The 19,421-nt window shown below is 69.3% G+C and carries 21 protein-coding genes; 8 read left to right on the forward strand and 13 right to left on the reverse strand.

The window, feature by feature from the left end; genetic code table 11:
- Positions 1–3: 3 nt before the first annotated feature.
- Positions 4–492 (reverse strand): copper chaperone PCu(A)C, encoded by a 489-nt coding sequence (locus tag GA0116996_RS26875; RefSeq protein ID WP_092317854.1) that lies wholly within the window; start codon positions 490–492, stop codon positions 4–6.
- Between the two features lie 195 nt (positions 493–687).
- Between GA0116996_RS26875 and GA0116996_RS26880 the strand changes: the two genes are divergently transcribed.
- Positions 688–2,082 (forward strand): ATP-binding protein, encoded by a 1,395-nt coding sequence (locus tag GA0116996_RS26880; RefSeq protein WP_092317857.1) that lies wholly within the window; start codon positions 688–690, stop codon positions 2,080–2,082.
- On the forward strand, positions 2,079–2,690 hold the full coding sequence (locus GA0116996_RS26885) for a response regulator transcription factor (protein WP_092317860.1): 612 nt from the start codon (positions 2,079–2,081) through the stop codon (positions 2,688–2,690). The genes GA0116996_RS26880 and GA0116996_RS26885 overlap by 4 nt, the downstream gene beginning before the upstream one ends.
- Before the next feature lie 83 nt (positions 2,691–2,773).
- Here the strand turns inward: GA0116996_RS26885 and GA0116996_RS26890 are convergent, their stop codons facing one another.
- From GA0116996_RS26890 to GA0116996_RS26910, 5 genes are all read right to left on the reverse strand, one after another.
- Positions 2,774–3,067 (reverse strand): hypothetical protein, encoded by a 294-nt coding sequence (locus tag GA0116996_RS26890; RefSeq protein WP_092317863.1) that lies wholly within the window; start codon positions 3,065–3,067, stop codon positions 2,774–2,776.
- Positions 3,068–3,276: 209 nt separating this feature from the next.
- Positions 3,277–4,608 carry an ATP-dependent protease ATPase subunit HslU gene (hslU, locus tag GA0116996_RS26895; RefSeq protein WP_012351484.1) on the reverse strand — a complete coding sequence of 444 codons (1,332 nt, stop codon included), beginning with the start codon at positions 4,606–4,608 and terminating at the stop codon, positions 3,277–3,279.
- A 64-nt stretch (positions 4,609–4,672) separates the two neighbouring features.
- Positions 4,673–5,209, reverse strand: a complete 537-nt coding sequence (gene hslV, locus GA0116996_RS26900) for an ATP-dependent protease subunit HslV (protein WP_012351483.1) — start codon at positions 5,207–5,209, stop codon at positions 4,673–4,675.
- A 235-nt stretch (positions 5,210–5,444) separates the two neighbouring features.
- Entirely contained in the window at positions 5,445–6,431 is a 987-nt protein-coding gene (locus GA0116996_RS26905) for a tripartite tricarboxylate transporter substrate-binding protein (RefSeq protein WP_092317866.1), read from the reverse strand.
- A 284-nt stretch (positions 6,432–6,715) separates the two neighbouring features.
- Positions 6,716–7,615: an alpha/beta fold hydrolase gene (locus GA0116996_RS26910; protein ID WP_092317869.1), complete on the reverse strand. Its 900-nt coding sequence runs from the start codon at positions 7,613–7,615 to the stop codon at positions 6,716–6,718.
- 105 nt (positions 7,616–7,720) lie between these two features.
- On the opposite strand from GA0116996_RS26910, the gene GA0116996_RS26915 reads away from it, so the two are divergent.
- The 6 genes from GA0116996_RS26915 to GA0116996_RS26940 all read left to right on the forward strand — a co-directional run bounded on the left by GA0116996_RS26915 (position 7,721) and on the right by GA0116996_RS26940 (position 14,654).
- Positions 7,721–8,242, forward strand: a complete 522-nt coding sequence (locus tag GA0116996_RS26915) for a Fur family transcriptional regulator (RefSeq protein WP_092317872.1) — start codon at positions 7,721–7,723, stop codon at positions 8,240–8,242.
- 28 nt (positions 8,243–8,270) lie between these two features.
- Positions 8,271–9,356, forward strand: coding sequence for a CobW family GTP-binding protein (locus GA0116996_RS26920; RefSeq protein WP_092317875.1), 1,086 nt, complete (start codon positions 8,271–8,273; stop codon positions 9,354–9,356).
- 610 nt (positions 9,357–9,966) lie between these two features.
- Positions 9,967–10,386, forward strand: a complete 420-nt coding sequence (gene dksA / locus GA0116996_RS26925; RefSeq protein ID WP_010813282.1) for an RNA polymerase-binding protein DksA — start codon at positions 9,967–9,969, stop codon at positions 10,384–10,386.
- Positions 10,387–10,620: 234 nt separating this feature from the next.
- Positions 10,621–11,910 carry a GTP-binding protein gene (locus tag GA0116996_RS26930; protein WP_092317878.1) on the forward strand — a complete coding sequence of 430 codons (1,290 nt, stop codon included), beginning with the start codon at positions 10,621–10,623 and terminating at the stop codon, positions 11,908–11,910.
- Entirely contained in the window at positions 11,900–12,298 is a 399-nt protein-coding gene (locus GA0116996_RS26935; protein WP_092317881.1) for a hypothetical protein, read from the forward strand. The genes GA0116996_RS26930 and GA0116996_RS26935 overlap by 11 nt, the downstream gene beginning before the upstream one ends.
- Positions 12,299–12,458: 160 nt before the next feature.
- Positions 12,459–14,654, forward strand: a complete 2,196-nt coding sequence (locus GA0116996_RS26940; protein WP_092317905.1) for a TonB-dependent receptor — start codon at positions 12,459–12,461, stop codon at positions 14,652–14,654.
- Positions 14,655–14,733: 79 nt separating this feature from the next.
- On the opposite strand, the gene GA0116996_RS26945 is transcribed toward GA0116996_RS26940, so the two are convergent.
- The 7 genes from GA0116996_RS26945 to GA0116996_RS26975 form a co-directional block, all read right to left on the reverse strand.
- Positions 14,734–15,690, reverse strand: coding sequence for an MBL fold metallo-hydrolase (locus GA0116996_RS26945; protein ID WP_092317884.1), 957 nt, complete (start codon positions 15,688–15,690; stop codon positions 14,734–14,736).
- On the reverse strand, positions 15,660–15,911 hold the full coding sequence (locus tag GA0116996_RS26950) for a DUF1289 domain-containing protein (protein ID WP_092317908.1): 252 nt from the start codon (positions 15,909–15,911) through the stop codon (positions 15,660–15,662). The genes GA0116996_RS26945 and GA0116996_RS26950 overlap by 31 nt, the downstream gene beginning before the upstream one ends.
- A 19-nt stretch (positions 15,912–15,930) precedes the next feature.
- Positions 15,931–16,359 (reverse strand): thioesterase family protein, encoded by a 429-nt coding sequence (locus GA0116996_RS26955; RefSeq protein WP_092317887.1) that lies wholly within the window; start codon positions 16,357–16,359, stop codon positions 15,931–15,933.
- Complete coding sequence (locus tag GA0116996_RS26960) at positions 16,356–16,874, reverse strand: YbaK/EbsC family protein (RefSeq protein ID WP_092317890.1); 519 nt, start codon at positions 16,872–16,874, stop codon at positions 16,356–16,358. The genes GA0116996_RS26955 and GA0116996_RS26960 overlap by 4 nt, the downstream gene beginning before the upstream one ends.
- A gap of 25 nt (positions 16,875–16,899) precedes the next feature.
- A complete protein-coding gene (locus tag GA0116996_RS26965; RefSeq protein ID WP_092317893.1) occupies positions 16,900–17,835 on the reverse strand; it encodes a hydroxymethylglutaryl-CoA lyase in 936 nt (311 codons plus the stop codon).
- Between the two features lie 64 nt (positions 17,836–17,899).
- Positions 17,900–18,841 (reverse strand): 2-hydroxyacid dehydrogenase, encoded by a 942-nt coding sequence (locus tag GA0116996_RS26970; protein WP_092317896.1) that lies wholly within the window; start codon positions 18,839–18,841, stop codon positions 17,900–17,902.
- 127 nt (positions 18,842–18,968) lie between these two features.
- Positions 18,969–19,421, reverse strand: a 453-nt coding sequence (locus GA0116996_RS26975) for an acyl-CoA carboxylase biotin carboxyl carrier protein subunit (protein ID WP_341845135.1), incomplete at its 5' end; no start/stop codon positions are given.

Consider the following 19,421-nt stretch of genomic DNA (forward strand, 5'->3'; position numbering starts at 1 on the left):
TGCTCAGTGCTTGTGGTCGCCGTGCCCGGCGTGACCGCCGGCGGCAGCCGGCACCATGCTGCGCACTTCGGCCGTGACCTTCTGCTCGACCACCTTGCCGCCCTGCTCGATCTTCAGCGTGATGGGCACGGTGTCGCCGGGCTTGAGCTGGGCCTTCAGGTCCATCAACATTACGTGGTAGCCGCCCGGCTTCAGTTCGACGTTCTGCATCTTGGGCAGGTCCAGTGACTTGATCTGCCGCATGCGCATCACGTTGCCTTCCATCTTCATCTCGTGCAGCTCGGCCGCCGCCACCGGCGACGACACGCCGACCAGCTTCGCGTCCTGGTGCGCATGCAGCACCATGAAGGCGCCGGAGGCGGTCTGGGTCGGCACCGTGCCGCGCACCCAGGCGTTGCTGACATCGACCTGGGCCAGCGCGGCGCCCGATGCCAGCGTGGCGGCCAGGGCGAAGGAAGCGGCCAGCGTGGCCGGGCGGAACTTGGCTTGCATCAAAGGCTCTCCTGAAAGCAGACATTAGACCATGGCGAGGACCGCCCTGCCTGTGACCGGCGTGGCCGGCGTGGCCGCCGGGCACGCGCGCCCGACCGCGCAACCAGCCAGTCTGGCAGCCGTTGCGGCGGCCCGCCAATGCGGCAAGGTGTCGCACGCGCCGGCACCCCGCGGCGGCATTGATACACTCGCGCCATGCGCCCCGCCCCAGCCGTGACCCGCCTGCCTGACTTCCCGTTCCTGTCGCCCCTGCCGGCCGGCACTTCGGCACGCCATGGCCAGGTGACGCTGCGCCGGCTGTTCTGGCTGCGCTGGGCGCTCTTGGGCGGACAGGCGCTGACCGTGCTGGTGTGCGAGCCGATTGCCGGCATCCGCCTCCCCTACACGCCGCTGCTGGTGGTGCTGGGGCTGCAGGCGCTGTTCAACCTGCTCACCGGCCTGCGGCTGCGCCAGCACACGCGGCGCAACAGCGCGCCCGGCGAGGCCGAGCTGATGGGCCAGTTGCTGGTCGACCTGACCGCGCTGTCGGCGATCCTGTTCTATACCGGCGGCGCCACCAACCCGTTCGTCTCGTTCTACCTGCCGGGACTGGCCATCGCCGCCGCCATCCTGCCGTGGCGCCAGGTGATTGCGCTGGCGCTGTACGCGCTGGCCTGCTACACGGTGCTGCTGATCGAATACGTGCCGCTGGACCTGCACAACCCGGACAACGCGGTGACCTACCACCTGGCCGGCATGTGGCTGAACTTTGTCGCCAGCGCGGTGATGATCGCGCTGTTCGTGGCGCGCCTGTCAGGGGTGCTGCGCCAGCGCGAGGCACAACTGAACCTGGCGCGCGAGCAACTGCTGCGCGAAGCGCGCGTCGAAGACCTGAACGGCCAGGCCGCCGCGGTCGCGCATGAAATCGGCACGCCGCTGGCGACGCTGGCGGTGATTGCCGGCGAGCTGCGCGCCGATGCCTCCGACGCCGGCCGCGGCGCCGCCGCCATCAGCGGCTACCTGCCCGACCTGCAGACCATGGAGCAGCAGCTGGCGCTGTGCCGCTCGACCCTGGCGCGGCTGCGCGAAGACCCGGCCACGCTGGCGCCGCAGCGCATCGACGGCTGGCTGCCGGCCTTTGCCGAACGCTGGCAGTTGCGCCATCCCAATGCCAGCCTGCAGGCCGTGGCCACGCCGGGCGCAGGCGCGCAGGAGGTTGAAAGCGCGCGCGTGGGCCAGATCCTGACCATCCTGCTCGACAACGCCGCGCGCAGCCAGCAGGCCGCCGGGCGCGGCGCGCAGCCGCTGCAGTTGCAGATCGCCATGGCCCCGGGCAACACCGCGCCGTGGCTGTCGTTCCGCGTCGCCGACCATGGCGACGGCATCCCCGAAGCGCTGCGCGGCCAGCTCGGCGAGACCCCGGTGGCCAGCCAGCACGGCGGCCAGGGCATCGGACTGTACCTGGCGCAAAGCGCCGCCCGGCAGATGGGCGGCGAACTCGCCTGGCATGACCGCCCGGGCGGCGGCACCGTCGCCGAACTGCGCCTGCCCGCGCTCTCCACGCTTTCCACCTCGGCGGCTGCCGCCGCCACCGTGCCTTCTGCCTTATGACCGAACCCCTCACCCCGGTACCCGAAGCCACCGCACCGGCCGGCACGCCCTTCCTGGTGATCGACGACGACGAAGTCTTTGCCGGCGCGCTGGCGCGCGCGCTGACGCGCCGCGGCTATGCCGTGGCGGTGGCGCATGACGGCCGCACCGCGCTGGCGCTGGCGGCGCGCACCGACTTTGCCTACGTCACGCTGGACCTGCACCTGGAGCCGCCGCCCGAAGCCGGCAGCACCGCCCCCGCCGAGTCCGGGCTGCAGCTGGTGGCGCCGCTGCGCCAGGCCCTGCCCGACGCGCGCATCCTGATCCTGACCGGCTACGCCAGCATCGCCACCGCGGTGGCGGCGGTCAAGCAGGGCGCCGACGAATACCTGGCCAAGCCGGCCAATGTCGATTCGATCCTGACCGCGCTGATGGCGGGCGTGTCGGAAGACGCGGCGCAGGCCGCGCTGGAAGAACCGGTGCCGCTGTCGGTGGCGCGGCTGGAGTGGGAACATATCCAGCGCGTGCTGGCCGAGCACGGCGGCAATATCTCCGCCACCGCGCGGGCGCTGAACATGCACCGGCGCACCTTGCAGCGCAAGCTCGGCAAGCGGCCGGTATCTCGCTGAAGACGCGCAAGCGCTGGACCGACCCAGCATGCAAAAGGCCGCGCACGTGCGCGGCCTTTTGCATGGCGTGGCTTGGCGCCGGCTTACAGGCGCAGCTGGACGTAGTCCCAGTCCAGGCCCTCGGCGCCGTCCGGCGGCGCGCCGCTGTCGGCGATGCGCATGGCATCGCCGGCATGGCGGTCGGCTAGCGTGAACAGCGCGCCCGAATCCAGCGCCAGCGTCGCCGCCGCGGCGGCGGCCGCGCCCAGGGTGCCCGATTGCGCGGCTTCGGCCGCCGGGATCGCCGGACGGACGCACAGGAAGGCCGTGGCGGCGGCCAGCGCGGCCAGCAGGCCGCCCGTGGCAAGCACGACCCGGCGGGTCTTGTAATGAACCATGTGATTTCTCCTGCCAGTGGTTGAGGGGGATGCGGTGGCTCCCGCACCGGTCAATCGACCGTCAAGGTGCGCAAGGGTCGCATCGCCCGCCAGCGCCGGCCAGCGGGCTTACCAATGCTTACGAGCCTTACCGGGATGTGGCAGCTGGAAACGCACGGACATGAAAAAAGGCGCACCACGGTGCGCCTTCCTTGGGCCGGCTGCGGGCTTTACAGCACGTAGCGCGACAGGTCCTCGTTGCCGGCGAGGTCGCCCAGTCGTTCTTCCACGTACGCGGCGTCGATGGTCACGGTCTCGCCGGACGACTTGCTGGCGTGGAACGACAGGTCTTCCAGCAGCCGCTCCATCACCGTATAGAGCCGGCGCGCGCCGATGTTCTCGACCTTCTCGTTGACCGAGAACGCGATCTCGGCGAGCCGGCGGATGCCGTCCGGCGCGAACACCAGGTTGACCTCTTCGGTGTTCAGCAGCGCCTGGTACTGCTTGGTCAGGCTGGCATCGGTCTGCGTCAGGATGGCCTCGAAGTCCTGCACCGACAGCGATTCCAGTTCCACGCGGATCGGGAAGCGGCCCTGCAGCTCGGGGATCAGGTCGCTCGGCTTGGACAGGTGGAACGCACCGGAGGCGATGAACAGGATGTGGTCGGTCTTGATCATGCCGTACTTGGTGTTCACCGTGGTGCCCTCGACCAGCGGCAGCAGGTCGCGCTGCACGCCCTGGCGCGACACCTCGCCGCCGCCGATATCGCTGCGGCTGGCGATCTTGTCGATCTCGTCCAGGAACACGATACCGTTCTGCTCGACGTTGGCGATGGCCTTGTGCTTGAGCTCCTCGTCGTTGACCAGCTTGGCGGCCTCTTCGTCGATCAGCAGCTTGAAGGCTTCCTTGACCTTCATCTTGCGGCGCGCCTTCTTGCCCTGGCCCAGGCCGGCGAACATGGTGCGGATCTGCTCGGTCATGTCTTCCATGCCCGGCGGGCCCATGATGTCCATGCTGGGCATGCCGGCGGAGACTTCAAGCTCGATGTCCTTGTCGTCGAGCTGGCCTTCGCGCAGCTTCTTGCGGAACACCTGGCGCGTGTTGGAATCCTTCTCTTCCGGCTGCGAGAAGCCGATATCGCGCGGCGGCGGCAGCAGCACGTCGAGCAGCCGGTCTTCGGCGGCGTCCTCGGCCTTGGTGCGCACCTTCTTCATCTCGGATTCGCGCGTCTGCTTGATCGCCATCTCGGCGAGGTCGCGCACGATGGTGTCGACGTCGCGGCCGACATAGCCCACCTCGGTGAACTTGGTCGCCTCGATCTTGATAAAGGGCGCGTCGGCCAGCTTGGCCAGGCGCCGTGCGATCTCGGTCTTGCCGACGCCGGTCGGACCGATCATCAGGATGTTCTTGGGGGTGATTTCCTGGCGCAGCGGCTCGGCTACCTGCTGGCGGCGCCAGCGGTTGCGCAGCGCCACCGCCACGGCCTTCTTGGCCTTGTTCTGGCCGATGATGTGCTTGTCGAGTTCGGAAACGATTTCCGACGGGGTCATGGTGTGCGACATGGTATCCGTTCAGTTGGGGCGCGGTGCGGGGGCGCGTACGCCGGCCCCCGCGGGTGCCGGCGGCTTATTCCAGCGTCTCGATGACGAAATTGGTGTTGGTGTAGATGCAGAGCTCGCCGGCGATGGTCAGCGCCTTCTCGACCACGTCCTTCGGCGCCATCTCGGTGTTCTCCATCAGCGCCTTGGCCGCCGACTGCGCATACGCGCCGCCCGAGCCGATCGCGGCGATGCCGCCTTCGGGATCCAGCACGTCGCCATTGCCGGTGATGACCAGCGTGGTGTCGCGGTCGGCGGTGATCAGCATGGCCTCCAGCCGGCGCAGCGCGCGATCCGAGCGCCAGTCCTTGGCGAGGTCGACCGCGGCGCGGGTCAGGTTGCCCTGGTATTTCTCGAGCTTGGCTTCGAAGCGGTCCAGCAGCGAGAAGGCGTCGGCGGTGCTGCCGGCAAACCCGACCAGCACCTTGCCGTTGTAGATGCGGCGCACCTTGCGCGCGGTGCCCTTCATCACGATATTGCCGAGCGTGACCTGACCATCACCGCCCAGCGCGACCTGATTGCCGCGGCGGACGCTGACGATGGTAGTGCCGTGATACTGTTCCATGGTGGCTTCCGTGAATATGTCAGGACCGTAGTTGGCGACGCCCCCGCACGGTTTCAAGGCCTGTCGCGCACCTCGCCGGCGGCGGCAGTCTGACCAATATAGGATGCCCGCCCTCGCTGGTCGCGGCGATCCGGAAACAAAAAGGGCCATGCGCAACGCATGGCCCTCGGGCGGGACGCACCGGCCAGCAGGCCGGCGCGCCGCATCAATCACTCCTTCAGAGCGGTCCGCTAGATCAGTCCGCGTACACGCCGGCCTTCTTGATCACCGGGGTCCACTTGTTGATCTCGGCACCCAGGAAGGTGCGCAGCGAATCCGGCGTGGCGCGCTGCGCCGGCACGGCCTCGGCGCCCAGCTCGGCCATCTTGGCGCGGAAGGCCGGGTCGGCCACCGACTTCTGCAGCGCCGCCGACAGCTTGTCGATCACCGGCTTGGGCGTGCCCTTGGGTGCGTACATGGCGTGCCAGATCTTCACTTCGACGCCCGGCAGGCCCTGCTCGGCGGCGGTCGGGATGTCCTTGAAGGCTTCCACGCGGCGCGACTGCATGGCCGCGTACGGCTTGAGCGCGCCCGCCTTGAGCTGGCCGGCGATATTGGTGGTCTGGTCGCACATCAGGTTGACCTGGCCGCCCAGGATGTCGGTCAGTGCCGGCGCCGTGCCCTTGTACGGCACCGTGGTCAGCTCAGTCTGGATCGCGCTCTGGAACAGCAGGCCGCACAGGTGCGAGGCCGAGCCGATGCCGGCATTGGCCAGCGACAGCTTGCTGGCGTTGGCCTTGATATACGGCAGCAGCTCCTTGAAGGTGTTGGGCGGCAGCGACTTGTTGCCCACCAGCACCATCGGCACGTCGGCGATCTCGCCGACCATTTCAAAGTCCTTGAGCGGATCGAAGCCGAGGTTGCGATACAGCGCCGGGGCCGTGGACATGCCGATATGGTGGATCAGCACGGTGTGGCCATCGTTCTTGGCCTGGACCACCTTCTTGGCGCCGATGGTGCCGCCGGCACCGCCGAGGTTCTCGATCACGATGGTCGCGCCCAGGTGCTTGGACATGATCATGGTCAGTTCGCGCGAGACCTTGTCGGTCGGGCCGCCCGCGGCAAACGGCACCACCGCCGTCACCGGCTTGCTGCCCGGATATTCCTGGGCGTACGCGCCCGTCGCCACACCCATCGCGCTGACTGCCATAGCGGCCGCGACCATCTTTGCCACTCGTTTCATGCTCTCTTCTCCTGGTTCCCGGTGATACCCGTCTGCAATGCGCTGCCGCCGGCCCGGCGCCCGCTTGCGGGCGCACCCGCGCGGTCTCGCTGGCCGCGCTTGGACCATGCCGGCTAACAGCGCTGCCCGCCGTAAACGGCAAGGGCGGATCTTGATGTTAACAACAGCAGACAATAGGCAGGTATAGGGGCTAACCCGCCTGCAATCCGCGGCATATGGCGGGAAACGGGGAAGATATGGCAGCAATCGCCCATAAAGGCTGCGTTGGCGACACCCTGCCCGGGCTAGCGGAAGAAGCCGAGCATTTCCTCCAGCAGCGGCTCAGGGGCTTCCTCGGGGATGTAATGGCCGCAGGGCAGCGCGCGCCCGCTTACGTCCGCGGCCACTTCCTGCCACAGCGCCAGCGGGTCGAAGCAGCGTGCCACCACGCCGTGCTCGCCCCACAGCACGCGCAGCGGCAGCGCCAGGCGGCGCCCGGCCTCGCGCTCGGCGCGGTCGTGCTCGAGGTCGACGGTGGCGGCGGCGCGGTAGTCCTCGCACATGGCGTGCACGCGGGCCGGGTCGCGCATCGCCGCGGTGTAGGCGGCCATGGCGTCGGGGGCGAACGCGGCCAGGCCGGCGTGGCGCAGCCCCATCAGCTTCTGGATGTAGAAATCCGGCTCGGCGTTGATCAGGGTCTCGGGGAACGGCGCCGGCTGGATCAGGAAGAACCAGTGCCAGTAGGCGGCGGCGAACGCCATGCTGGTGCGCTCGTACATGGCCAGCGTGGGCGCGATGTCGAGCAGCATGGCACGGCTGACCGCCTCGGGATGGTCCAGGCACAGCCGGTGCGAGACGCGCGCGCCGCGGTCATGGCCGCACAGCGCAAAGCGATGGAAACCGAGCGCCGCCATCAGCGCCACCTGGTCCTGCGCCATGGTGCGCTTGCTGTAGCGCTCGTGGCCGGCATTGCCGGGCGGCGCCGCACTGCTGCCGTAGCCGCGCAGGTCGGTGGCGATCACGGTGAAGTGGTCGGCCAGCGCGGGCGCCACCCGGTGCCAGATCAGGTGGCTTTGCGGGTGGCCGTGCAACAGCAGCAGCGGCGGCCCCGAGCCGCCCCGCACCCCGGCGATCTCGACCTCGCCGACCTGTTGCCGGAACGGTTCGAAATTCGGGAACAGTAGCGCGCTCGCGTCATTCAGCATGGGGGTCTCCGCTCAGATGGTCCTGTGCCGATCATAGGCGCAATCCGCCGTCGCGGCTGACGCAACTGAATTGCAACAACCGTAGGGCTATGGTTAAATCCGGCCATGACCCGTCCCAGTCCGGACCGGCCGGCCCTGGCGCCGGAACCGGCAATCCCGACCCCGGCGGCCCTGGAGGCCGCCCATGAACGCCTGCGCCGGCTGGGCGCGCGCGTGACCCAGCCGCGGCTGTGCATCCTGGCCTGCCTGATCGGCAGCGACGAGGCGCTGACGCACCAGGCCGTGATCGACCGGCTGCCCGAGGCCGGCGAGACCATCGACCGCGTCACCGTCTACCGTGTGCTGGACTGGCTGGTGGACCAGGGCGTGGCGCAGAAGCGCGCCGGCAACGACCGCGTGTTCCGCTTCAGCCTCGTCGAGCACGAGGCCGCGCGCGCGCAGGAGCATCGCCAGCACAGCCATTTCCACTGCACCCGCTGCGACCGCACCTTCTGCCTGGACGATGCCGCCGCCCCGGCGCAGCCGGCCGCGCCGCGCGTGCCCAGCGGCTTTGCCATCGAACATGTCGAACTGACCGTGAACGGCGTCTGCGCCGAATGCGGCAAGCGTACGCGCGCCGCCCACTGACCGGCACTCATTTCCCGGAGAACCAACAATGTCCAAACTGATCCCGGTCACGATCCTGACCGGCTTTCTCGGCAGCGGCAAGACCACCCTGCTCAAGCGCATCCTGAACGAGCAGCACGGCATGAAGATCGCCGTGATCGAGAACGAGTTCGGCGAAGAGAACATCGACAACGAGATCCTGGTGCAGGATGGCCGCGAGCAGATCGTGCAGATGAGCAACGGCTGCATCTGCTGCACCATCCGCGGCGACCTGGTGCAGGCGCTGTCGACGCTGCTGACGCGCCGCGACGCCGGCGAGATCGACTTCGACCGCGTGGTGATCGAAACCACCGGCGTGGCCAACCCCGGCCCGGTGGCGCAGACCTTCTTCATGGACGAGGAAATCGCCTCGCGCTACCTGCTCGACGCGGTGATCACGCTGGTCGACGCCAAGCACGCCCACCTGCAGCTGGACCAGCAGGAAGAGGCGCAGCGCCAGGTCGGCTTTGCCGACGCCATCTTCATCACCAAATCCGACCTGGTAAGCGAAGCCGACGTGGCCGAGCTGCGTCACCGCCTGCTGCACATGAACCCGCGCGCGCCGATCCGCCTGGTCAATTTCGGCGAGGCCCCGATCGACACCATCTTCGACCTGCGCGGCTTCAACCTGAACGCCAAGCTCGAGATCGACCCGGAATTCCTGCGCGCCGAGGAACACGACCACGCGCACGACCACGACCATGAACACGGCGACCATTGCGGCGCCGACTGCGGCCACGACCACGATCACGGCCATGGACATGGCCATGCGCACGACCACCATCACCACCACCACCACACCGACCGCATCGCGTCGTTCGTCTTCCGCAGCGACAAGCCGTTCCACTACGGCAAGCTGGAAGAATTCCTGTCCGGGATCCTGGCGGTCTACGGGGAAAAACTGTTGCGCTACAAGGGCGTACTATATATGGAGGGGGTGGACCGCAAAGTGGTGTTCCAGGGCGTTCACCAGCTGATGGGCAGCGACATCGGTGCCAAGTGGGAAGACGAGACCCCGGGCACGCGCATGGTGTTCATCGGCGTGGACCTGCCCCGCGACGCCATCCTCAAGGGCCTGGAGAACTGCCTGGCCTGAGTGCGCCTGCCGTCCCATGGGCGGCATCCCTTCCGACACCGCCGCGCGGCTGCCCCCCGTTCGGGGTACCGGGGAAATACCGAAGCGCCAGCCGGTTTTCCCCATATCTCCGAAAAATTTGTTCAAGTACAATAGGCCGGATTTGATACCGGTGGCGCACCTTTTTCCCGCCGCCGGTGTCCGGTCCACCGCTCGCCGGTGGACTTGCAGGGCGGCGGTTGTCGTCAGCATGAGGCAGGCCGCCAGCAGGTGCGGTCGCAGTGCTTCGTGCGGAGACCGCCTGTTCCGCTTGGGGTACCCCGACGCGCGCCGTCACTGACTGACGCGAGAGAGAGGTGTCCCCATGACAGCCGCAACGAAGACCAAAGAAAGCCGCAGCAAGACTGGTAGTGCAGCGGCAGAGACGCTCAAGGCGCAGCCTGTGAAGGCCGCGCCCGCTCCCCGCGGCAGTACGGCGAACGCCGAAGCGGGCGCAAGGAAGGGAGGCCCGCGAAGCAGCAAGACTGCAGCCAGCCAGAGTGAAACAACCGTGGCGCGCAAGCGCGCGGACAGCGCACCCGCGCGGACTGAGACGCCGCCGGCCGCATCAACAAGAGAATCAGCAGCAACCATGAGCAGCAACAAACTTCTGACTGAAGCTGAAATCCTGAAGATGAGCGACAAGGATTACATGAACGAAGCGCAGCTCGCTTTCTTCAAGCACCGCCTTGAACAGCTGCGCGACGAAATCCTGAAGAACGCTGACCAGACCACGGAACACCTGCGCGAAACCGTGATCGTGCCGGATCCGGCCGACCGCGCCACCATCGAGGAAGAACACGCGCTGGAACTGCGCACGCGCGACCGCGAGCGCAAGCTGCTGAAGAAGGTGGAACAGTCGCTGCAGCGCATCGAGTCCGGCGACTACGGCTGGTGCGAGGAAACCGGCGAGCCGATCGGCGTGCCGCGCCTGCTGGCAAGGCCCACCGCGACGCTGTCGCTGGAAGCGCAGCAACGCCGCGAACTGCGCCAGAAGCTGTTCGGCGACTGAAGCACGGCGCGCCGGCCAGCCGGCGCAGCCTGCGCAACATGACGGCCCGGGTACCCGGGCCGTTTGTTTTTGGGCCCCACTCCAGCCCTTGTCGCGCCATCGCCACGGCCTACCATTGAGAATCATCCGGCTGTTGCCGCCGCGGCCTTTCTGGTAAATTCGCAACCTTGTTGCAACAGCGCGCCCTTGTCCTTTGCGCGCTGCGTTGCCCCCTCCACATTCCCTGCTGCTGCCATGGCTGATCGCCTGCCCGTCACCGTGCTGTCCGGTTTTCCCGGCGCCGGCAAGACCACGCTGCTGAACCACCTGCTCGCGCATGGCGCGCGCGGGCGTGTCGGCGTGCTGGTCTGCGGCGCGCAAAACGGGCAAGCGCTGGCGCCCTTGCCGCCCGGTTGCGAGGCCGCGCTGCTGCCCTCGGGCGAGCCGCTGCTCGCCGAAGCCGCAAGGCTGGCCGCCACCGGCCGTTTCGACGCGCTGCTGGTGGAAGCCGACGGCCTGGACGAGCCGCTGGCGATTGCCGAAGGCTTCCTGTTCGAGGCCGAGCATGGCGCGGGGCCGGTCGCGGCCGTGCAGCCCGACACGCTGGTGACCGTGGTCGATGCCGCCACCGTGCTGCGCGACCTCAACGACGCCGAGTTCCTGGCCGACCGTGGCCTGGCGCAGGGCCAGGACGACGACCGCACCGTGGCCGAAGTGCTGGTCGCGCAGATCGAAGGCTGCGACGTGATCGTGCTGAACAAGGCCGACCTCGTCGGCGCCGCCGAGCTGGCGCGGCTGCGCGCGGCGCTGCACGCGCTGAACCCGCGCGCCGACATCGTCGAAGCCCGCTTCGGCGAGGTGCCGCCCGGGCGCGTGCAGGGCACCGGCCGCTTTGATTTCGAAGCCGCCGCCAATGGCGCCGGCTGGATCGCCGCGTTGCGTGGCGAGGCGCCCGCGGCGGACGCCGCCAGCGGTGTGTCCACGCTGGTTTACCGCCGCCGCCGTCCGTTCGATGCGCAACGCTTCGCCGACCTGATTCATACCGAATGGCTGCGCGAGCATGGCAGCGTGCTGCGCTCCAAAGGCCTGTTCTGGCTGGCGAGCCGGATGGAGACCGCGGGCGACTGGAACCAGTCCGGCGGCGTCTGCCGCCATGGCGGCGCCGGCGCCTGGTGGGCGGTGCTGGACCCGGCGCAATGGCCGGCCGACGCCGCCGAACGCGCGGAAGTCGAAGCCGACATGCACGACGCCGGCGCCCCGGCGCCGTTCGGCGACCGCCGCCAGGAACTGGTGCTGATCGGCCTGGACCTGGACCATGCCGCGCTGCAGGCCCGTCTCGACGCCTGCCTGCTGAGCGATGCCGAGATGGCCGCCGGCGTGGAAGCCTGGGCCGCCTGCCCGGACCCGTTCCCGACCTGGGTCGACGATTTCGACGACGACCACGATCACGCCCATGGCCACGACCATGGCGACGACTGCGGCTGCGGCGATCCCGGCCACGATCACGGCCACGGCCACCAGGGCGGCCATCCCCATGCGCACTGACTGGTTCGCCCGCCTGCGCGTGCACGGCCCGGGCCTCTGGTCCGCGCTGTGGCTGGCGCTGTGCCTGTTGCTGGCGCAGCATGCCGGGCTGACTCACCGCATCGTCCACGGCGGCCTGCCGGCGCCGGCCGGGGCCCCGGCGGCGGCCACCGCCGCCACGTCCGACAATGACCCGCACCCGCTGTCGCTGGCCTTCAGCGGACACTCGTGCGTGCTGTTCGATGGCGCCACCGTCGCCGACACGCATTGCGGCAAGCTGCCGCCGCTGCAGCTTGCCTTCGGCAAGCCGGTCAAGCCCGCCAGCCTGGCCTGGCGCTGGCCCGACCTGCCCTCTGCTCAGCCCTTCCAATCGCGCGCCCCGCCGGCGCCGGCCATCGCCCTCGCCTGATCCGGGAACGCGGCCAGCGCCGCGCACCCGCCGTCTTACGCATTCCGAGCTGAACACGCGCCCTGCCGGCCGCGCCGCCATGCCCATCCCGGGCGTGCCGCGCCTGGCCGGACACCGCCGTGCCAGCCGGGCCGATTGCCACTGCATTGCTCCGCGCGCCATGTCGAAGAACCGTTACACCGCCCGCCGTCACACCCAGCCTGCCACCCCGCGCCTGACTCCGCTGGCAGCACTTGCCGCCTCCCTGACCGCCACGCTGGCCACCGCCCTGGTGGCGCCCGCCGCACTGGCGCAGACCGCCACGGCGCCGGCAGCCGCAGCCGCCCCCGCCGCCGCTCCCGCCACCCCGGCCGGCGCCACGCTGCGCGAAGTCGTGGTCACCGCCAACCCGCTGGGCAGCGACCTGAACGAGATGGTGGCGCCGGTCTCGACGCTGGGCGGCGACGCGCTGACGGTGCGCCAGGCCAGCACGCTGGGCGAGACCCTGGACAAGCTGCCCGGGGTGTCGTCCACATACTTCGGCCCCAACGCCAGCCGGCCGGTGATTCGCGGCCTCGACGGCGACCGCATCAAGGTGCTGCAGAACGGCGGCACCACGGTCGACGCCTCGACGCTGTCCTATGACCACGCCGTGCCGGTGGACCCGCTGGTGGCCGAGCGCATCGAAGTCGTGCGCGGCCCGGCAGCGCTGATGTACGGCGGCAATGCCATCGGCGGCGTGGTCAACGTGATCGACAACCGCATCCCCAAGGAGCCGATCGAAGGCGTCGGCGGCGCGGTCGATGCCAGCGCCACCGCGGGCGGCGACCAGGCGCGCAACGCCAGCGCGCTGATCGAGGCCGGCAACGGCAAGTTTGCCGTCCACGCCGATGCCTTCGCGCGCAAGACCAGCGACCTGCGCATCCCCGGCTACGCGCGCAGCGACCGCCTGCGCAACGCCGAGCCGCTGCCCGAAGGCGAGGCCGAACCCTACGGGCGCCTGCCCAATACCAGCGCCGACCAGCAGGGCGGCTCGCTGGGCGGCTCCTACACCTGGGCCGATGGCTTCCTCGGCGCCAACTACAGCGCCTACCGCAACGACTACGGCACGCCCGCCGAGGACGCGGTGCGGCTGAAGATGAAGCAGGACCGCTTCGCGCTGGAAGGCGAGGCGCGCAACCTGGCGGGCAACACCGGCGGCTGGTTCGAGTCGGTCAAGGGCAAGGTCAGCTTCACCGACTACGAGCATCGCGAAATCGAGGACGGCGAGACCGGCACCATCTTCAAGAACCGCGGCTGGGATGCGCGCTTCGAGGCCAAGCACGCGAAGATCGGCAACCTGACCGGCGTGATCGGCACGCAGTTCGGGCATACCAACTTCTCGGCGCTGGGCGAAGAGGCCTTCGTGCCCAGCACCAACACCGACAATGCCGCGCTGTTCCTGTTCGAAGAGCTGCCGCTGACCGCCGGCGGCGACCTGAAGCTGAACTTCGGCGGCCGGCTCGACCACAGCAGCGTCAAGGCCAGCGCCAACGGCAACGACCGCTTCGCCGACGCCAGCCGCAGCTTCAACGCCACCAGCGCCTCGGCCGGCCTGCTGTACAAGATGAACCCGGCGTGGTCGCTGACCAGCAACGTGTCCTACACGGAACGCGCGCCCACCTTCTACGAGCTGTACGCCAACGGCCCCCACGTCGCCACCGGTGCCTGGGAAGTCGGCGATCCCAACGCCAACAAGGAGCGTGCCACCTCGATCGACCTGGGCGTGCGCTTCAAGTCAGGCGCGCACAGCGCCAGCGTGTCGGGCTACTACAGCCGCTTCGCCAACTACCTTGCGCTCAGTGCCACCGGCCGCGCGCGCGACGAAGCTGGCGATGTGGTCGCGGTCGGCAGCCCGGACGCGCTGCCCGAGTTCCAGTACCTGGGCGTGCCGGCGACGCTGTACGGCTTCGAGGCCGAAGGCAAGACGCGCCTGCTGCAGAAGATGCTGACCAGCAGCGACACGCTGGACTTCGAGGCGCGCGCCGACTACGTGCGCGGGGAAAACCGTGACACCGGCGAGCCGCTGCCGCGGCTGGCGCCGCTGCGCCTGGGCGGCGCGCTGGTGTACGGGGCCGGGCCGTGGGGCGCGCGCGTGGATGTCACGTATGCCGCCAAACAGACGCGCGTGCCGAACAACGACACGCCGACCGATGCCTATACGCTGCTGAGCCTGGCGCTGACCTACAAGTTCAAGGTGGCGGGAACGCAGACCCTGGTGTACCTGCGCGGCGACAACCTGACCAACCAGGACGCGCGCAACGCGGCATCGATCCTGCGGGATATCGCGCCGATGGCGGGCAGGAGCGTGAAGGTGGGGTTCAGGACGTCGTTCTGAGGCTAGCCCGCAAGCGCCAATTGTGTGCTCCCTCTCCCGCTTGCGGGAGAGGGAGCAAACCGGCAGGGTGGTGACGACCTCAGTCGCGGTTCACCACCCATTCCCCTTCGATCTGCGCCGCCCCGACGCGTGCCAGCGCTCCCACCGTCTGCGCGCAGATCTCCGCCATCTGCTGCTCCGGCATAAAGCGCTCGCGCATGTGGGCCATCAACGGCGCCGCTTCCATCCACGCGGCCAACGCGGCCAGCGTCATCCGCTGCGCCTCCAGCAGCTTGAATTTCACCAGCACCTTGACCGCATGGGCGGCATTGCGCGCCGGGTCGGCGCTCAGGTACGCCAGGCGTCCCTGGGCGCGTTCGACCGCCGCCGCGACGTCGGTGAACACGCTGCCGTGGCCCGGGATCACCACGCGCACATCGAGCTGCGTGATGCGCGCCAGCACCGCTGCCTGCTCGGTGAAGCCGCTCTCGCCCTCCAGTTCGGGAAAGATCACGCCGAAACCGTTCTGCCACAACGCGTCGCCGGAAATCAGGATGCGCTCGGCCGGGGCGAACAGCATCACCGCGTGCGGGTCATGGCCGGGGGCCGCCACCACCTGCCAGTCGATGCCGCCCAGGCGCAGCGTGTCGCCGTCGTTCAGCACGCTGTCGAAGGCAAAGCGGTCGCATTGCTGGCCGGTGGCCTTGTAGCTGAGCGCATCCGTGTCCCACGCGGCCACGGCATCGGCCTCGGCCGCGGGGATCGCGGTGCGCGGCTGCCAGCGTGCCTGCAGCGCGGCGTTGCCGCCGCAGTGGTCGGAGTGCAGATGGGTGTTGATCACGCGCGCCAGCGGCCGGCCCTGCAGCGCGGACGCCACCAGCGCCACCGTCTGCGGCGCGTGGGTGACGTAGCCGGTGTCGACCAGCGCGGTATCGTCGCCGTCGGCGAACAGGATGTTGTTGGCCGAAAGCCAGCCGCGCTCGAACACACGCATGGATGACGGCAACTGCGGGACCGGGCTTGGACTCAAGGGGATGCCTCCTCGCCCGCCAGCCATGCTGCGCGCTGCGGCAGTTGCGCCCACACGTGGCGCTTGTCTTCGTCGCTGGCCGAGGACCAGCCGGCGATTTCGTCGATCGTGCGCAGGCAACCCGCGCAGTAGCCGCTGAACGGGTCCATGTGGCAGATGTTGCGGCATGGCGAAGGCACGGGCGACGCGCGCTGCGCGAGGTCGGCTTGCACCGCCAGTTCAGCCGCGGAGGGGACGGGCGCGGGCATGGTGGCCACCGGACAGCGCTCAGCCGGCCGCGCGCGCGGCCTTGGCCGCGACTTTCTGGTTGAAGCGGCCGGCGTCGATCAGGTGGCGCTCGTGCACGCCCTCCGAGATCTTGTCCTCGCCGTCCCACGCGCTCAGCTGGAAGCGCAGGCGGCGCCCGTCGACCTCGACCAGCTCGCCCCTGACCGTCACCGTCATGCCCGGCGGCGTCGGCGCGAGGTGCGAGAAGCTGACCAGCGTGCCGAGCGACTGCTCGCGCGGCCAGTCCAGGTGCTCGCGCAGCATCTGCAGGCAGGCGCATTCCATGATGCCGACCAGGTAGCCGGTGGCCAGCACGTCGGGCATCTCGGGGCAGCCCGGGATATCGTCATACAGGCGCGGCACCGTGGCCTTGGGCGGCACCGTGTATTGCCAGCTGAATGCCAGTCCGGGGCGCAGGTCCGGGCTCATGCGGCGGCTCCGGGGGTGCCCGCGGCGGGGATCGCGACATCGGCCACTTCGGCCCCGGTCATCTGCTGCAGCTGGTGCGGCGTCAGGTTGAACACCGCATGCGGATGGCCGGCCGCGGCCCACAGGCTGTCATAGCGGAACAGGTCCTGGTCCAGCAGCATCACCGGCGCCACCGCATGGCCGATCGGGCAGACCCCGCCGATGGCATAGCCGGTCTTCTCGCGCACGAAGCGCGCGTCGGCCTTGCCCAGCGCGCCCACGCGCGCGGCCACCTTGGCCTCGTCGACGCGGTTGCTGCCGCTGGCGATCACCAGCACCGGCGCGTCGTCGGCGACGCGGCGGAAAATGATGGACTTGGCGATTTCCGCCACGCTGCAGCCCAGCCCCGCCGCAGCCTCGGCCGAGGTCTTGCCGGTGGCGGGCAGCATCACCACGGGCCGGTCGTGGCCCAGCCCCGCCAGCAGGTCGGCCACGCGCTGCGCGGACTCGGGCAGCGCTTCGTCAGGCATCGTCATGCAGTCTCCTGTTTGCGGCGGGCGCTTACACGCAGGCCGGTGCCGCATCGCTGGCGGCGGCCCATTTGGTCAGCAGGGCGCGGCCCACGCGCGAACTGTTGGCGCGGCCGATCGCCTGCGAGATGTAGTCGCCGGCGCGCACCACCGCTTCCAGGTCGATGCCGGTGTGGATGCCCATGCCGTGCAGCATGTAGAGCACGTCTTCGGTGGCGACATTGCCGGTGGCGCCCTTGGCATAGGGGCAGCCGCCCAGGCCCGCGACCGAGGCATGGAAGATCGCAATGCCCACTTCCAGGCTGGCCAGGATGTTGGACAGGGCCTGGCCGTAGGTATCGTGGAAATGGCCGGAGAGCCGGTCCAGCGCAAACTCCGCCGCCGCGGCGCGCATCACTTCCTGCACGCGCACCGGCGTGCCCACGCCGATGGTGTCGGCGATGTCGATCTCGTCGCAGCCCAGCTCGCGCATGCGGCGCACCACGTCGACCACCGAGCTGACCGGCACCTCGCCCTGGTACGGGCAGCCGAGCGCGCACGAGATGCTGCCGCGCAGGCGCACGCCCTGCTCCTTGGCCGCGGCCGCCACCGGCGCGAAGCGCGCGATCGACTCGGCGATCGAGCAGTTGATGTTCTTCTGCGAAAACGCCTCGCTGGCCGCGCCGAAGATCACCACCTCGTCGGCCCCGGCCGCGATCGCGCCCTCGAAGCCCTTCATGTTCGGCGTCAGCGCCGAATACAGCGTGCCCGCACGGCGCTGGATGCGCGCCATCACGTCGGCGCCGTCGGCCATCTGCGGCACCCATTTGGGCGACACGAACGAGGCGGCCTCGATATTGACGAAGCCGGCGTCGGTGAGCTGGTTGATCAGCGCGACCTTCACGTCGGTCGGCACCATCGCCTTCTCGTTCTGCAGGCCGTCGCGCGGACCCACTTCAACGATCTTCACGTAGTTCGGCATGGTCATGGCTGTCTCCTGTCCTTTATTCGGTGGGGTATGGTTGGCTCGTATGGCGGGCTGGCGTAGCCGGTCAGTAGCCGCGTTGCAGGTCGACCACGCCCGCGATCGGCTGGCCGGCGCGCAGCGCGCGGATCTTGCCGGCGATCTGCGCGATGCTGTCCTCGCGCAGCGTCAGCGCCGAGATATGCGGCGTAATGGTGATGCGCGGCTCCTGCCAGAACGGGTGCTCGGCGGGCAGCGGCTCGGTGCGGAACACGTCCAGCGTGGCGCCCGCGACCTGGCCGGCCTGCACCGCCGCGAGCAGGTCGGCTTCGACCAGGTGCTGGCCGCGCGCGACATTGATCACGTAGGCGCCCTGCGCCAGCTTGCCGAACAGTTCGCCGTTCAGGATGCTCTCGGTCTGCGGCGTCAGCGGCAGCACATTGACCAGCACGCGCAGGCCGTCCAGGAACGGCGCGCGGCCGGCATCGCCGTGGAATCCCACCACGCCCTCGACGGCGCGCGCGGTGCGGCTCCAGCCCCGCACCGGGAAGCCGAAGCCGGCCAGCGTGCGCGCGATATGCGTGCCCAGCGTGCCGATGCCCATCACGCCGATGGTGAAGTCTTCGCGGCGGTGCGGCTTGAGGAATTTCCACTTGCCGGCCTGTGCCTGGGCGGCGTAATCGTCCAGCCTGCGGAAATAGCGCAGCACGGCGGAGGTGACGTATTCGGCCATCTGGGCGGCCATGCCGGCGTCGTCCAGCCGCACGATCGGCACGCCGGCCGGCAGTGCCTGCGGATCCTCGTCGCGCAGGCGCAGGATGCCGTCGACACCGGCACCGAGGTTGAACACCGCCTTCAGGTCGGTGCGGCCGCGCAGCATGTCGACGGGCGGGCGCCAGACCACGGCGTAGTCGGCCGGCTCGCCACGGCTGTCCTCCCACGTGACGCATTGCGCTTCCGGCAGCGCTTCGGCAAAGCCCGCGATCCACGGGTCGTAGCGGCCATCGGGCACGTACAACTGCAACTTCATCTTGTCTCCAGCAGAATTCTGGTGGGGTAAAAGCGTATTCTGGCAGAGGAACCGGCCCCCGGCTGGCGGATGCAACGGTGATCGCACCCGACTTGCGGCCCGGCAGCGACGCCTGCGGTTGCCAACGTCACTTGCTCTCGAACGCCAGCAGTTGCGCGCCTTCGGCGACCTGCTCGCCGACCCCGTACAGCACCTCGCTGACCACCCCGTCGGCCGGCGCGCTGATGGTGTGCTCCATCTTCATCGCCTCCATCACCAGCAGCGGCGCGCCGCGCGTGACCGTGCTGCCGGCCTCGACCATCACGGCGATGACCTTGCCCGGCATCGGCGCGGTCAGCTTGCCGCCCTCGCCTTCGGCCTCGCCGGCATGCGCGAGCGGATCGAGCCACGCCAGACTCACATGCCGCCCGGCGTAGAAGACGTGGAAGGTATCGCCATCGGCATGCACCTGTCCGTGCGTGCGCCGCGTGCCGAGGTTGACGCGGAGGTCGTCGGCCTGGCAGGTATAGGCAAAGGGCGCGGCCTGGTCGGCGTAGATCAGCGTGCTGCCGCGTGCATTGCTGTCCAGCTTCACGTCCAG

Source organism: Cupriavidus alkaliphilus, from assembly GCF_900094595.1.
Classification (GTDB): Bacteria; Pseudomonadota; Gammaproteobacteria; order Burkholderiales; family Burkholderiaceae; genus Cupriavidus; species Cupriavidus alkaliphilus.